General features: G+C 69.6%; 12 protein-coding genes. 7 read left to right on the forward strand and 5 right to left on the reverse strand.

Features of this window, described 5'->3' with window-relative positions:
• Positions 1-100: 100 nt before the first annotated feature.
• Genes QIT00_RS24480 through QIT00_RS24500 form a run of 5 tightly spaced genes read right to left on the reverse strand, consistent with a single transcriptional unit; the run spans position 101 to position 5,546 of the window.
• Complete coding sequence (locus QIT00_RS24480) at positions 101-1,411, reverse strand: DUF58 domain-containing protein (RefSeq protein WP_282537537.1); 1,311 nt, start codon at positions 1,409-1,411, stop codon at positions 101-103.
• Between the two features lie 11 nt (positions 1,412-1,422).
• Entirely contained in the window at positions 1,423-2,406 is a 984-nt protein-coding gene (locus tag QIT00_RS24485) for an AAA family ATPase (RefSeq protein ID WP_282537538.1), read from the reverse strand.
• The gene (locus QIT00_RS24490) at positions 2,403-3,581 is read right to left on the reverse strand and encodes a DUF4350 domain-containing protein (RefSeq protein WP_282537539.1); all 1,179 of its coding nucleotides are present in this window, start codon (positions 3,579-3,581) and stop codon (positions 2,403-2,405) included. Before QIT00_RS24490 ends, QIT00_RS24485 begins: the two co-directional genes overlap by 4 nt.
• On the reverse strand, positions 3,578-4,264 hold the full coding sequence (locus QIT00_RS24495; RefSeq protein WP_282537540.1) for a DUF4129 domain-containing protein: 687 nt from the start codon (positions 4,262-4,264) through the stop codon (positions 3,578-3,580). The genes QIT00_RS24490 and QIT00_RS24495 overlap by 4 nt, the downstream gene beginning before the upstream one ends.
• A gap of 4 nt (positions 4,265-4,268) precedes the next feature.
• Positions 4,269-5,546: a hypothetical protein gene (locus QIT00_RS24500; RefSeq protein ID WP_282537541.1), complete on the reverse strand. Its 1,278-nt coding sequence runs from the start codon at positions 5,544-5,546 to the stop codon at positions 4,269-4,271.
• Positions 5,547-5,686: 140 nt separating this feature from the next.
• On the opposite strand from QIT00_RS24500, the gene mtnA reads away from it, so the two are divergent.
• The 7 genes from mtnA (at position 5,687) to QIT00_RS24535 (ending at position 14,936) form a co-directional block, all read left to right on the forward strand.
• On the forward strand, positions 5,687-6,826 hold the full coding sequence (mtnA, locus tag QIT00_RS24505; RefSeq protein ID WP_282537542.1) for an S-methyl-5-thioribose-1-phosphate isomerase: 1,140 nt from the start codon (positions 5,687-5,689) through the stop codon (positions 6,824-6,826).
• Between the two features lie 4 nt (positions 6,827-6,830).
• Positions 6,831-7,520 (forward strand): two-component system response regulator MtrA, encoded by a 690-nt coding sequence (gene mtrA, locus QIT00_RS24510; RefSeq protein WP_282537543.1) that lies wholly within the window; start codon positions 6,831-6,833, stop codon positions 7,518-7,520.
• Position 7,521: 1 nt separating this feature from the next.
• Positions 7,522-9,867 carry an MtrAB system histidine kinase MtrB gene (mtrB, locus tag QIT00_RS24515; RefSeq protein WP_282537544.1) on the forward strand — a complete coding sequence of 782 codons (2,346 nt, stop codon included), beginning with the start codon at positions 7,522-7,524 and terminating at the stop codon, positions 9,865-9,867.
• Positions 9,857-11,695 carry an LpqB family beta-propeller domain-containing protein gene (locus QIT00_RS24520; protein WP_408909845.1) on the forward strand — a complete coding sequence of 613 codons (1,839 nt, stop codon included), beginning with the start codon at positions 9,857-9,859 and terminating at the stop codon, positions 11,693-11,695. Before mtrB ends, QIT00_RS24520 begins: the two co-directional genes overlap by 11 nt.
• A gap of 311 nt (positions 11,696-12,006) precedes the next feature.
• On the forward strand, positions 12,007-12,996 hold the full coding sequence (locus QIT00_RS24525; protein WP_282537545.1) for a ComF family protein: 990 nt from the start codon (positions 12,007-12,009) through the stop codon (positions 12,994-12,996).
• 315 nt (positions 12,997-13,311) lie between these two features.
• Positions 13,312-14,004: a ribosome hibernation-promoting factor, HPF/YfiA family gene (hpf, locus tag QIT00_RS24530; protein WP_374991243.1), complete on the forward strand. Its 693-nt coding sequence runs from the start codon at positions 13,312-13,314 to the stop codon at positions 14,002-14,004.
• 185 nt (positions 14,005-14,189) lie between these two features.
• Positions 14,190-14,936: a response regulator gene (locus QIT00_RS24535; RefSeq protein WP_282537547.1), complete on the forward strand. Its 747-nt coding sequence runs from the start codon at positions 14,190-14,192 to the stop codon at positions 14,934-14,936.
• Positions 14,937-14,962: the final 26 nt, after the last annotated feature.

Below are 14,962 nucleotides of genomic sequence, written 5' to 3' on the forward strand. Positions count from 1 at the left end.
TATTTGTTGGGGAAGCCCCGCACCTGATGGTGTGGGGCTTTCCTGTTTTCAGGACCCTTTCGTTGCCCCTTTGTATTTCTGGGCCAGGTTGCCGTGGTATTCAGAGGCGACCAGAAGCCTTCAAGGTTAGGTACGCGTCCGCTAGTGCGGGAGCCAATTCGTTCGGGGGCGCGTCGACGACGGTTACCCCATGGCGGGTCAGACGTTCTGCGGTCTGCCGACGTTCTTCTTGTGCTTGTGCGGCTGCCGCGGCCCCGTACACGGCCTCCGTCCCGCCACGACCTTCTGCCATTCGTTCGACCTGAGGGTCTGAGACTGAAGCCGCCATTACTACATGGCGCTTGGTGAGGCGTGGGAGAAGAGGCAGAAGGCCCTCCTCTACGGGTGCAGCGTCCAGACTGGTGAGAAGGACGACCAACGAGCGGCGCGGAGCGGTCTGCAGAATGGTGGAGGCGAGGCCTCGAGCATCGGTTTCGACGAGCTCCGGTTCGAGAGATGCGAGGGAACTGACCAGTGCCGGAAGCAGGTCGTTTGCGGATCTCCCCTGTACGAGCGCGCGGACGCGGCGGTCGTAAGCCAGGAGATCGACGCGGTCGCCGGCTTTGGCGGCCAGGGTGGCTACCAGCAGGGCAGCGTCCATCGATGCGTCGAGACGCGGAGCGTCACCGACCCGTCCCGCGGACGTGCGGCCCGTGTCGAGGACCAGGAGGATGCGACGATCGCGTTCAGGGCGCCACGTACGGACAGAGACAGCCGAGTGGCGGGCTGTCGCGCGCCAATCAATGGACCTTGTGTCATCGCCTGGAACGTAGTCACGGAGACTGTCGAACTCTGTACCTTCGCCGCGGGTGAGAACGCTGGTGCGGCCGTCGAGTTCGCGCAGGCGTGAGAGCTTCGACGGAAGGTGCTTGCGGCTGTGGAACGCCGGTAGGACGCGCAGCGTCCAAGGCACCTTCTGGCCACCTTGACGCGAGACGAGCCCCAGCGGGCCGAAGGAGCGCACCGTGACGCGGTCAGCTTGGTGGTCGCCGCGGCGAGTGGGGCGGAGCCGGGTAGTGATCCGGCGCCGCTCCTTGGGCGGGACCACGACTCGCCGTCGTGAGTCGGTGGCGTCCGCGCCGGGGCTCCAGCTGCTCGGGGGCCAGGCGTCGCGGAGCTGCGCCCGCAGCGGGCGGTTGGAAGGGTTCGTGATGGTCAGGTCGATGTCTGCGAACTCGCCGAGGCGAACATTTGTGTCACCAGATCGAGTGAAGCGCAGCGTTCGCACTGGCGCGGCGAGGGCGTAGTCGCACATCATTGCGAGTGCGAGAGGGGAATTGACGGCGAGGATCCCCGTCCAGCTCGGCTCGATCAAGCCGACGGGGAGAGAGCCGAGAGCCGCGAGGAAGGCGGCGCGTCCGGTGGGGGGCATGAGCAGCGGCCTCAGCGGGGCACGGGGACGTTGGAGAGGATCGCGCTGATGACTGAGTCAGCGGTGACCCCCTCCATTTCCGCCTCGGGACGCAACTGGACCCGATGTCGCAACGTAGGCAGGGCCAGGGCTTTGACGTCGTCCGGGATCACATAGTCCCGGCCGGTGAGCCAGGCCCAAGCACGAGCAGTGGACAGCAGCGCAGTAGCCCCACGGGGAGAGACGCCGAGTGTGAGAGACGGCGATTCGCGCGTAGCACGGCAGATGTCGACGACGTAGCTGGTGATTTCTGGGGAGACGGATGTTTTGGCGACCGAGACGCGTGCCGCTTCCAGGTCCGCGGGGCCCGCGACGGGCTGCAGGCCGGCAGCCTGAAGGTCGCGCGGATTGAAGCCCTCTGCGTGACGCGTGAGTACGGCGATCTCGTCCTGGCGGGACGGCAAGGCGACGTTGAGCTTGAGAAGGAAACGGTCGAGCTGAGCCTCGGGGAGAGGGTAGGTGCCCTCGTATTCGACCGGGTTCTGAGTCGCCGCCACAAGGAACGGCTCGGGGAGCGGACGGGGCGTGCCGTCGACCGTGACCTGGCGTTCCTCCATTGCCTCAAGGAGGGACGACTGCGTCTTCGGTGGGGTGCGGTTGATCTCGTCGGCGAGCAGCAAGTTGGTGAACACCGGGCCCGGCTGGAAGGAGAACTCGGTGGTGCGCGCGTCGTAGACGAGTGAGCCGGTGACATCGCTCGGCATCAGGTCGGGAGTGAACTGGACGCGTTTGGTGTCGAGTTCGAGGGCCGCGGAGAGGGCTCGTACGAGAAGGGTCTTGGCGACCCCGGGGACGCCCTCGAGCAGGACGTGACCGCGGCACAGCAGAGCGACCACGAGGCCGGTGACTGCAGGGTCCTGGCCGACCACGGCCTTGGCGATCTCGGTGCGCAGGGCCTCCAGGGAGGAACGGGCGGTGTCCGCGTTCCCTGCGGAGTCTGCGATCGGGGCGCTCATGAGGTGCGTACCTCTCTTTCGAGGGCGTCGAGTCGGTCGGCGAGGGTGATCAGAGCTGTGTCGTCGGGTGGGGGAGGCCCGAAGAGCAGGGTGCGCAGATCCCTGGAGGTGTCGGGGAGTCGGGCGGAGACTGCGGGCAGCAGTGATTCGGGTGCGTGGGCTCTGGCATGGGGCACGCCGACGAGTGGTGCCAGGCGGGTGCGGGTCGCCGAGCGAAGTGCCTTCGCTGCGCGGTCGCGGGCCCTTGCCTTGCTGTAGAGGCGGGCTCTGCCTTCCACGGTCTCGGAGGCGCGGATGGTGACGGGGATGCGTTCCTGGACAAGGGGGCCGAGGCGGCGACCGCGCCACAGGGCGGCGAGTACGGCGGCGATGGAGAGCTGGAAGGCAGCCCAGTTCCAGCCGGAGGGGATGAGTTCGAAGAAGCTGCGGTCACCGCTGTCGGCCGCTGACGAGTCGCTGACCGAAGGGAGGTACCAGACCAGATGGGGACGGGAGCCGAGCAGTTGAAGGGCGAGCGAGGCGTTGCCGTGTTCGTCGAGGCGGTCGTTGTAGAGGATGTCCGGTGCGCCGAGCAGCACGGTGTCCCCGGCCCCGGCGCTGATGTGCAACAGGGTGGGGAGGCCGCCGCTCGTGTAGCAGGAAGTCGTACGCGGAAGGTCCGAGGCGTAGCGGATGCCGCCGGTGTCCGCGTTGCCGGCGCGTTGTGCCGCCGGGAGCGAACAAGCCGGCCGCAGGGTGGTCTTGTTGCTCGGCTGTTCGGCGCGTACGCCAGGGGTGAGGGTGCCGACGGAGGGTTGCCCGGGGGCTACCAGGAGAGTGCGGCCGGACGATCGCTTCGTCGCATCGTGCAGCGAGGATTGCTGCTTCTTCGTGAGCAGGTCGGGGGTCGCGATCAGGAGTGTGGTGTCCGGCCCGGCGGCGGCTTCGGCGGCCTTGCTCGTGGTCACCACGCGTGTGGAAACGCCTCGGTCGGCGAGGAGTTCGGAGACCGCGCGGCTGCCGTAGGGGTCGGCGGAGCGTGGGTCGAGCCGCCCGTGGTGGGCGCCGGAGCGGACAGCGGCGATGGCGATGCCCGCGGCGAGCAGGATGACGAAGCCGAGGAGCAGACCGCGCGTACGGGTCCACACCTGGCGGGCAGTGGTGGCGACCGAGGTGGACGCGGAGGCTCCGCTCATTCGGGGGTTCCCGGAGCCGAGGCGAGCACGGGCTCGGTGTGCTCGATGTCCTGGTCGAGGGAGGCGACCCGGCGGTATGCCTGCTCGTCGGCGCTGCGTCCGCCGTACGTGACGTCGTCGAAGTCGCGGGCGGCTGTGTGGAGCCGGTCCTTGTGGGAGGGGAGGGACCGGGCCGCTTCGGAGGCTGCCTCGTCGGCGGTGCGGCCGGGGCGCGGGTCGAGGAGGGCGCGCTCCTCGAGGGACCGCACGACGGCGCGCATCCGTTCCTGGAGTGCCTGGCTCCACTGCCCGTCCGCGGCATGGGCCTCGGCGGCTGCCCGGTGCTCGGCGGCGCTGCGCGGCCGGTCGTCGAAGACAGGCGCGGATGTCGACGGGGAGCGGCGAGGCGTCCCCAGGCGCCACCACAAAGCGCCGAGGAGGAGCAGGACCACCAGGACGAGCACCACGAGTCCGAGCCCACCGCCGGGTGTTGCTCCCGAGGCGGCGTCGAAGAGGTCGCCGACCCACTCCCAGAAGCGGTCCAACGCGCGCTGGAGGAGGCTCGGATCGTTCTCGTGGTACATGGGCCTGGACAGCTCGCGCTCCGCGGCCTCCCGTGCTGGATCGCGAGGGATCGTCACCGGAGGTTCGTCGTCGGACAGCGGCAGCGCGGCCCACACCCCGCGGAATCCCCCCGTCGTCACCGCATCAACTCCCCGATGTGGCGCCGGGGGTGTGGGGGCCGTAGTCCTGGATGCCGGCGGCGCGGGCCAGTTCCAGGTCGAGTGCCTCGCGGCGGATCCGCAGGTCGATGTAGAGCAGGACCGTGACGCCCGCCGTGATGGGGAAGGCGAGCATGGAGCCGATGACGGAGCCGATGCCCGTGATGATCAGGAACGTCCAACCGACGTTTCCGACGCCGCTGCTGAGGAAGCCGCTGAAGCCATCGCCGCTGAGGGCGACGGCCACGGCGGTGAACGGGATCAGGATGATCGACACCACGATGTTCACGAGGATCGCGGCGAGCAGCTGGATGCCGAAGACCCGCCACCACGAGCCCTGGACGAGCTTCGCGGAGCGCCCGAGGGCCTTGCGTACGGTCTGCTTCTCGAGCATCAGCGCGGGCGAGGAGAGGGAGAACCGGACCATCAGCCAGATGGCGACGATCAGTCCGCCGAGACCGCCCAGGAAGGCCAGCGAGGTGCCCGCCGCGGACGCGCCCGCGATGGCGACGAGGATGCCGGGAAGAGCACCTACCGTGACGAGGGCAGCGGCCAGGAGCGGCAGCAGGAAGGTGAGCCCGAAGAGGCGCGGGAGCTGGGGGCGTGCGTCGCGCCAGGCCTCGGCGGTCGTCACCGGCTTACCCAGGACGGCGCGGCTGGTGACCATGGTGAGCAGCGCGGTGACCAGGAAGCTGCCGAGCAGCGACACCAGGAGGATGACGCCGGAGTCGAGCAGGGTCTGGTACAGGGCGGTGGTCAGTTCCTCGACCGTGGCGCTCGGGTCGCTGAGGGCGTCGGTGGTGGTCTGAGTGTTGAGGACCAGGCCCTGCAGCAGGACGATGACGATCTCCGTGACCGTGGCTACAGCGAGGGAGATGCCGAGCACCGTGCGCCAGTAGGTGCGCATCGTGGAGACCGCGCCGTCGAGGATCTCCCCGATGCCGAGAGGACGGAGCGGGATGACACCGGGCTTCGCCGCGGCGGGCGGCGTGCCCCAGCCTCCGCCGCCCCAGCCGCCGCGGGGCTGACGAGGAGGTACGCCAGGGCCTCCGCCCCAGCCGCCGTGGCCTCCCTGGCCCGGAGGCGGAGGTGTCTGGCCGGGTGCTCCCGGGGCGGACCACTGGGCGGGCGGCGGCTGTTCCTTGGACCACTTCGAGGCCGGGCCGTCCTGCGGGGCGGTCGGCTCGGTGGGGCGGGGCGTCTCCCCGTCCGGTCCGTCGGAGGGGGCAGATCCGGGCGAGGCCCAGCCCGGAGTGTCATTCATCGTCGCTCCTTCACGGTGCACGACCGCGGTCGCGGCGGCAGGTTGGCTGCCATCGTGCCACGGTGTGCTCGTTCGGGGACCGGGTGCCGGATGAGCTGCGTACCTTCAATTGTCCGACAGGGAAAGGGCAGACTGGGCGGATGGCTGATCAGTACGCGCAATCCCACGAGGGCGGCGGGCGGATACGGACGCCTTCGATCCGTTGGGGCGAACCACCTGAAGGCCCTGCGGTGGTCCTCCTCGACCAGACGCGGCTGCCGAGCGAGGAGGCCGAGCTGGCCTGCAAGGACGTGCCGGCGCTGGTGCGGGCGATCCGGTCGCTGGCCGTGCGGGGGGCGCCGCTGCTGGGGATCACGGGGGCGTACGGGGTCGCGCTCGCCGCCGTACGAGGAGAGGACGTGGACGAGGCGGCGGAGGCGATCGCCACCGCACGGCCCACGGCGGTCAACCTGGGGCGCGGGGTGCGCCGGGCGCATGCCGCGTACCGGGCCGCGGGCGGGGCCGGGCAGGCGGAGGCTGCAGCGGCGGCGTTGGCCGAGGCCAAGGCACTGCACGCCGAGGACGCCGAGGCGAGCCGGCGGATGGCCGGGCACGGTCTGGCTCTGCTCGACGAGCTGCTGCCCGGAAACCGTCACCGGCTGCTGACGCACTGCAACACCGGGGCGCTGGTGTCCGGGGGCGAGGGCACGGCGTTGGCGGTGGCGATCGCCGCGCACCGGGCGGGGCGGCTGCGCCGGCTGTGGGTGGATGAGACGAGGCCGCTGTTGCAGGGCGCCCGGCTCACCGCGTACGAGGCGGCTCGGCATGGGATGCCGTACACCTTGCTGGTGGACAACGCGGCGGGTTCGCTGTTCGCTGCGGGGGAGGTGGACGCGGTGGTGATCGGAGCGGACCGGATCGCGGCCGATGGTTCGGTGGCGAACAAGGTGGGGAGCTACCCGCTCGCCGTGCTCGCCCGCTACCACCATGTGCCGTTCCTCGTGGTGGCGCCTGTGACGACGGTGGATCCGGATACGCCCGACGGCGCTTCCATCGAGGTCGAGCAGCGGGCGGGACAGGAAGTGACGGAGTTCATGGCACCGCGGGTGCGGGGGGTTGGCGGGGTTTCGGAAAGCCGGTCTGTGGCGCCTGCGGGGACGCAGGCGTACAACCCGGCGTTCGATGTGACCCCGCCGGAGCTGGTGACGGCGATCGTCACCGAGTACGGGGCCGTCTCGCCGGTGACCACCGACGGACTCGTGGAGCTGTGTGCCAGGTCACGTCAGGTAACGATGAGCTAATGGGATGATGTCAGTCATGAAGGGACGAGTCCTTGTCGTCGACGACGACACCGCACTGGCCGAGATGCTCGGCATCGTGCTTCGTGGTGAGGGTTTTGAGCCGTCGTTCGTAGCAGATGGCGACAAGGCGCTGGCTGCCTTCCGTGAGACCAAGCCCGATCTGGTGCTGCTCGATCTGATGCTGCCCGGTCGGGACGGCATCGAGGTGTGCCGCCTGATCAGGGCGGAGTCCGGGGTGCCGATCGTGATGCTCACGGCCAAGAGCGACACCGTGGATGTGGTGGTGGGCCTCGAGTCGGGCGCCGACGACTACATCGTGAAGCCGTTCAAGCCGAAGGAGCTGGTGGCCCGGATCCGGGCACGGCTGCGGAGATCGGAGGAGCCGGCTCCGGAGCAGCTGGCCATCGGTGACCTGGTCATCGATGTGGCCGGTCACTCCGTGAAGCGGGACGGCCAGTCGATCGCGCTGACGCCGCTGGAGTTCGACCTGCTGGTGGCGCTGGCCCGTAAGCCGTGGCAGGTGTTCACACGTGAGGTGCTCCTGGAGCAGGTGTGGGGCTACCGGCACGCGGCGGACACGCGGCTGGTCAATGTGCATGTGCAGCGGCTGCGTTCCAAGGTCGAGAAGGACCCTGAGCGCCCGGAGATCGTGGTGACCGTCCGTGGCGTCGGTTACAAGGCCGGGCCGAGCTGACATGTCCCGGGACAGTGCTGCCTCGGCGCCCGGGGAGCCGGGGAACCGCCAGGGGCGGCCGGTGAGCCCGTCGGGGCGCACCTCCCGGTTCGGGCGGCTGATCGACGGCGGTCTGGTGCTGCAGGACGGTGTGCAGGGCAGCCCGGTGCTGCGGCTGTTCACGCGTTGGGTGCGGCGGCCGCTGCTGCCGGTGATGAGGCTGTGGCGGCGCAACATCCAGTTGCGGGTGGTCGCGGCCACTCTGGTCATGTCGCTCGGTGTGGTGCTGCTGCTCGGCTTCGTCGTCATCGGGCAGGTGCGTAACGGCCTGCTCGACGCCAAGGAGAAGGCGGCACAGATCCAGGCCACCGGCGGGTTCAAGGTCGCCCAGGAGAACACGGCGAACAGCCAGGGCGCGGGGGGCGGTGGCGCCGCGAACGGCGATCTGGGGAAGCGGAACGCCGGCCTGTGGCGCTCCGAGATGGTCACGCAGCTGTCGAGTGGTGGCCAGAGCGCGTTCCACGTGGTCGCGTTGGCGGCGGGCAGCGACGCCGGACCGGGGCGTGCACCACGGGCCTCGGGCTATGTCGTAGGGCTGAAGAGCGTCCCGAACGAGCTGCGCAAGCAGGTCGACCGAGGCGACGGCGCGTATCAGAGCTTCTCGCGGATCGTGTACACGGAATCGGGGCCCGATCCGGTCGCCGGGCTGGTGATCGGCAAGCGGATGACGGACATCAACAACGATCCGTACCAGCTGTACTACCTCTTCCCGCTGACGCAGGAGGAGAAGTCGTTGAGCCTGGTCAAGGGCACCTTGGCCACGGCTGGGCTGTTCGTGGTGGTGCTGCTCGGGGCGATCGCCTGGCTTGTCGTGCGCCAGGTCGTCACGCCGGTGCGGATGGCGGCCGGGATCGCGGAGCGGCTTTCCGCCGGGCGGTTGCAGGAGCGGATGAAGGTCACCGGCGAGGACGACATCGCACGGCTCGGTGAGGCCTTCAACAAGATGGCGCAGAACCTGCAGCTGAAGATTCAGCAGCTGGAGGACCTTTCGCGGATGCAGCGCCGGTTCGTTTCGGACGTCTCTCACGAGCTGCGTACGCCGTTGACGACGGTACGGATGGCGGCCGATGTCATCCATGAGGCGAGGGTGGACTTCGATCCGGTGACGGCTCGGTCGGCCGAGCTGTTGGCGGATCAGCTGGACCGGTTCGAGTCGCTGCTCGCGGATCTCTTGGAGATCAGCCGGTTCGACGCGGGCGCTGCGGCGCTGGAGGCGGAACCGACCGACCTGCGGGACGTCGTACGCAGAGTGGTCGGTGGAGCCGAGCCGCTGGCCGAGGCGAAGGGTGGCCGGATCCGCATGGTCGGTGACGAGCAGCCGGTCGTGGCGGAGGCGGATGCGCGCCGCGTGGAGCGGGTCCTGCGCAACCTGGTCGTGAACGCGGTGGAGCACGGCGACGGCAAGGACGTGATCGTACGGCTGGGCGCTGCCGGAGGGGCGGTGGCGGTCGCGGTGCGTGACTACGGCGTGGGCCTCAAGCCGGGGGAGGCGACGCGCGTCTTCAACCGGTTCTGGCGCGCCGACCCGGCACGCGCGCGTACGACCGGGGGGACCGGCCTCGGCCTGTCGATCGCGCTCGAGGACGCGCGGCTGCACGGTGGCTGGCTGCAGGCCTGGGGCGAGCCGGGAGGCGGTTCGCAGTTCCGTCTGACGCTGCCGCGCACAGCGGACGAGGCGCTGCGGGGATCGCCGATACCGCTGGAGCCGGAGGACTCCCGTCGTAACCGCGGGCTGCACGAAGCGGGCCTGGCGGGCGGTGCGCAGGGCAAGCAGGCGACGGTGCCGGCGCAGCCGGTGACCGAGCGCGGCCGTGTGGCCGTGCCGCCGACCCCTTCGTCGCTGCGCGTGACCTCACCGAGCGCCGATCCGACGGCGTTGCCGGGCAGCGGCGCGCGTGTGGTGCCGCGCCAGGTGGGTTCGCCGGAGGGGCCGAGGGGCGGGAGTGCCATCGGCGGACCGGCTTCCGAGCGTGCTGGGGAACCGGCGACGGAGGCTGTCACCGGCCCGTCCGCCGAACCGGCAACCGAAGTGGCCACCGAGCCGGCAGCGGAGGCCGCGGCCGAATCGACGGCCATAACTGTCACCGAGCCGGCAGCGGAAGCCGCCACCGAACCGACAGCCATAGCTGCCACCGAACCGACAGCGGAAGCCGCGGCCGAACCCGCCTCCGCACCCGCACCAACCACCACACCCGCACTAACCACCACACCCGCACCAACCACCAGCAGACAACCGCAAGTTGAGGCACAGCCAGGAGCGCAGGCCGCACCGGCACCGGCGGAAGAGGAGAGCACGCGTGGGCGCTGATCGTGGACGGTCCGGCCTCTTCCGTTCCTCGCGTACCGCGGCGGTGCTGGCGTGCTCGGCGGTCGTGCTCGCCGGGTGTGCCTCCATGCCGGACAGCGGCGGCGTGGAGCACGTGGACGCCTCCCCGCAGGAGCCGCAGGTGCAGGTCTTCGCTGTGCCGCCGCAGAAGGACGCGAGCCCCTCGGAGATCGTCGAGGGCTTCCTCGAGGCGCTGACCAGCGACGATCCGGAGTTTTCGACGGCGCGCAAGTATCTGACCGAGGAGGCGTCGGAGCGCTGGGAGCCGGAGAGGTCCACCACGGTCCTGGCCGACGGTCCCAGCGCGGACTCGACGCGTACGCGGACGGACCCTGACGGCGGCGGGTACTTGTACGCGCTGACCGGCCGGATGATCGCGACGGTCGACGACGAGCACGCGTACCGCTCCGAGCAGGGGAAGTACTCGTCGCTGGTGCATCTCGTCCGGCAGGACGGTGACCAGTGGCGGATCGACGTGCCGCCGAACGGTGTGGTGCTCGCGCAGTCCGACTTCGAGCGCCTGTATCTGCCGGTCAGCAAGTACTTCTACGCGTCGCCGTCCTCGTCGGACGGTGGGGAGGCGCCGTCGGCGCCGGCGATGGTCGCCGATCCGGTGTACATCCGTAAGCGGATAGACCCGGTGACGGAGGCGGTGCGTTCGCTGCTCGACGGCCCGACCAACTGGCTGGACAATGTGGCGTCCTCCCGCTTCTCTACGGGCATCGCGCTGGCGGAGGGCACCAAGTCGCTGGCGCCCGACGATCAGAACCATCTGAAGATCCCGCTGAACGAGCGGGCCAATGCCGTGAAGCCGGACCGCTGCGCGAAGATGGCGGCCCAACTCTTCTTCACTCTGAGGGACTTGACGCCCGCGGGCATCGAGCAGGTGGAGCTGCAGCGCGAGAACGGCTCGAAGCTGTGCGCGCTTGACGCCGACCAGGCCGAGGCCAGCGCCCCGAACCGTTCGCTGAGCGGCGCGGATTACCAGTACTTCATCGACGAGAAGCACCGCCTGGTACGGATGCCGAAGAACGGTGACGAGGTGGAGCCGGTTCCTGGCCCGCTCGGCAACGGGGAGCGGGAGCTGCGCTCGGCCGCGGTGTCGCGTGCGGAGGACCGCGCGGCGGGGGTCTCGAACGACGGCCGTTCGCTGTACGTCGGGTCCCTGCTGTCCGACGAGCGGCTGGAGAAGACGGAGATCCGCAGCGAAGCGAAGCAGGAGAAGGACCGCCTGACCAAGCCGAGTTGGGACGGCCGCGGCGATCTCTGGGTCGCCGACCGGGATCCGCGCGATCAGCGGCTGCTGTGGCTGGCGCAGGGCGGCGGCGACCCGGTGGAGGTCAAGGTCGTCGGGCTTGACGATGCCCGGATCAACGCCGTGCGGGTGTCGGCGGACGGGGTGCGGGTCGCGCTGATCGTCGAGCAGGACGGCAGGACCGAGCTGAAGATCGGCCGCGTGGAGCGCCAGGGAACGTCCGAGGACCCCGAGGTGTCGGTCGTCGAACTGCGCCCCGGGGCACCGCAGATGGAGGAGGTCACGGCGATGTCCTGGGCCGGTGGCAGCCGCCTCGTGGTGGTCGGCAAGGAGGCGGGCGGGGTGCAGCAGCTGCAGTACGTGCAGAGCGACGGCTCGGTCCTCCAGGGCTCGGCGCTGCCCGCGCTCACCGGCGTGACGGACATCGCGGCTTCGGAGGACGAGCGGTTGCCGATGGTGGCGCGCTCGGAGGAGGACGGGATCGTCCGGTTGCATCCGGGGGCGAACTGGCGGCCGGTGGTCAAGGAAGGGACGTCTCCGGTCTATCCGGGATAGCCCGGCCAAGAGCCGCAGTGGCTGTGAGTGGGAGCCGCAGTAGTCGTGACCGGGAACCTCAGTAGTCGTGACCGGGAGCCTCAGTGGTTGTGAGCCGGAGCCGCAGTAGTCGTGACCGGGAGCCCCAGTTGTCGTGACCGGCGAGAGGTGCCCGCCGGGATGCACCACCCATAGCCGACTGCCCGTCAAACCCCGCGGATGCAGGCCGATTTGGCGTGCCATACGGTCCTCTCGCCGCGTCCCGCCCACCCCCTCCCGAGAGTTATCCACAGGGGTGGCAGGGAGCCGTGCGCCTTGGCACAGTGAGGGTCATGCGGGGTTGGTGGCGGGACCTCGCCGACCTGGTGCTGCCTGCCGACTGCGCGGGCTGTGGGCTGCCCCGCACGCTGCTGTGCGAGACCTGCGGGGCGGAGCTGTACGGCAGTGAGCCGCGCCGCGCACGTCCCCACCGCGAGCCGGCCGGGCTGCCTGCCGTGTACGCGGCTGCGCCGTACGCGGACGGGGTGCGCTCGGTGCTGCTCGCGCACAAGGAGCGGGGCGCCCTGGCGCTCGCCCACGCCCTGGGCGTGGCGCTCGCGGGTGCGGTGGGTACGGGGCTTCGGGCCGGCGGGGACGAAGTGTGGGGCGGCGAGAACGGGGGACACGGAGAAGACGATGGGGGTGATGCGTACGAACAGGAGAGTCCGCTTCTGCTGGTACCCATGCCGTCGGCGAGGCGGGCGGTCGCCGCTCGAGGACACGACTCGGTGCGGCGCGTCGCCCGCGCGGCCGCCCGCGAGCTGCGGCGCTCGGGCATCGCGGCCCAGGCCGTCCCGGTGCTGCGGCAGCGGCGCCGCGTCATGGACCAGTCGGGGCTCAACTCCCGTCAGCGGATGGCGAACATGAGCGGTGCGCTGGAGGTGGTACCCGGCGCGGAGCGGCTCCTGGCGGGGCGGCGCGTGGTCCTGGTCGACGACCTGATGACCACGGGTGCGTCCCTGGCTGAAGGGGCCCGGGCTCTGACCGCCGCGACTACAAGATCAGGCGCCGCCGGAAGGCGAGTACGTGTTACGGGAACGCAAGTAACGCCGCGAGCAAGGCGGGCCGGGGCGCCGCAAGCAAGGCAAGCCGGGGCGCCGCGAGCAAGGCAGGCCGGGTCGCGGGGGAGAGCCCGGGGCGAAAGAGTGGATGGAGGCACATCCGACGTCCGGTCGGGAGCGTCGAGAACGATCGAACAGCGGGGAATGTTCCCCATGCCGTTCCCGCTGGCCGCCGCGGTGATCGCCGCAGCACCTGATTCCTTCGAAATAAACCGGAACTGAGCGAGAACTTGCATCGTTGCAGGTAGTGAGAGTGCAAATGCACCTGAACGGAGGTACGCCGCAGTAGAGGGTGACGCCATCCGTCCGGGCGAGATATGTTCGGTTGTGAGGAAAGGCAGGTGCCTGACCTCGTATATCGGAATGACGGTGCACGGGTTTTCTGCAATCACCCGCACCGGTGGGGTGGAGATCTTGCCCGCGGGGGAGGAGGAGGTGGAAGTCACCGAGTCCGAGACTCCGGGGTCACCGGGGTCTGGTGCAAAAAGGGAGACGCTCCGCCCGAGTATGCGGGGCGATCCGGGAACGGAGTTCTGCGTGGACATCGTCGTCAAGGGCCGCAAGACAGAGGTGCCCGAGCGGTTCCGCAAGCACGTGGCCGAGAAGCTGAAGCTGGAGAAAATCCAGAAGCTCGATGCCAAGGTGATCAACCTCGACGTCGAGGTGTCCAAGGAGCCCAATCCGCGACAGGCCGACCGTTCTGACCGCGTGGAGATCACTCTGCGCACGCGCGGCCCGGTGATCCGGGCAGAGGCCTCGGCCAGCGATCCGTACGCTGCGCTCGACCTGGCCCAGGAGAAGCTGGAAGCACGACTGCGCAAGCAGCACAGCAAGCGCTCCACGCGCCGTGGCAACGGCCGCCTCTCGGCGGCCGAAGTGGCCGACCGGGTGCCCGGTGCGGCGACGCTCAACGGCGACGGCACGCCCGTCCCGACCGATGAGGACCAGGGCGTACCGACGAAGCGGATCGGTTCACTCGAGATCCAGGGCGAAGGCCCGATCGTCGTGCGCGAGAAGACCCACGTCGCGACACCCATGTCACTCGATCAGGCGCTCTACGAGATGGAGTTGGTCGGGCACGACTTCTACCTGTTCGTCGACTCCGAGACCAAGGAACCCAGCGTCGTCTACCGACGCCACGCCTACGACTACGGCGTCATCCACCTCAGCACGGACCCGATGGTGTCGAAGGCCCAGTCGACCGCGCCCGGCGGCTCGCTCGGCGGCTGACCCTCGATGACCACGACGACGGTGCCCCTGGAGCGCATGTGCGCCCCCAGGGGCACCATCGTGCGACCCCTTCCGGCGCCGGTGCGCCGCCGGGGCATGAAATCATGGCCGAGCAGGCCAACCCGTGGGCCACGGAAGCGGGTTGCGGCATCTTGAACAGGCCTCGGCCTTCAGGGGGAGGAACGATGGCGGGCACGTTTGGACCGTTGCGTGACGAGGATGCGGACGACGGTGTCGTAGGCATCGGAATGGAGGCCGAAGCCTCACGGAAGGAGCCCATCCGGGTCCTCGTCGTGGATGACCACGCGCTCTTCCGGCGGGGCCTTGAGATCGTCCTCGCGCAGGAGGAGGGCATCGAGGTCATCGGCGAGGCGGGGGACGGCTCCGAGGCCGTGGACAAGGCGGCCGACCTGCTGCCCGACATCGTCCTCATGGACGTCCGGATGCCCAAGCGGGGCGGCATCGAGGCGTGCACCGCCATCAAGGAAGTCGCACCCAGCGCCAAGATCATCATGCTGACGATCAGCGACGAGGAGGCCGACCTCTACGACGCGATCAAGGCCGGCGCCACCGGCTACCTCCTCAAGGAGATCTCCACGGACGAGGTGGCGACCGCGATCCGCGCCGTGGCCGACGGGCAGTCGCAGATCAGCCCCTCGATGGCGTCGAAGCTGCTCACCGAGTTCAAGTCGATGATCCAGCGCACCGACGAGCGCCGGCTCGTACCCGCACCGAGGCTCACCGACCGAGAGCTCGAAGTGCTGAAGCTGGTCGCCACGGGCATGAACAACCGTGACATTGCCAAGGAGTTGTTCATCTCCGAGAACACCGTGAAGAACCACGTGCGCAACATCCTGGAGAAGCTGCAGTTGCACTCCCGCATGGAAGCCGTGGTCTACGCGATGCGGGAGAAGATCCTCGAGATCCGCTGAGCCGTCGCCGGTGAGCCGTCCGCGGT

This window comes from Streptomyces luteolus (assembly GCF_029968015.1).
In the GTDB taxonomy this organism is placed as follows: domain Bacteria; phylum Actinomycetota; class Actinomycetes; order Streptomycetales; family Streptomycetaceae; genus Streptomyces; species Streptomyces luteolus.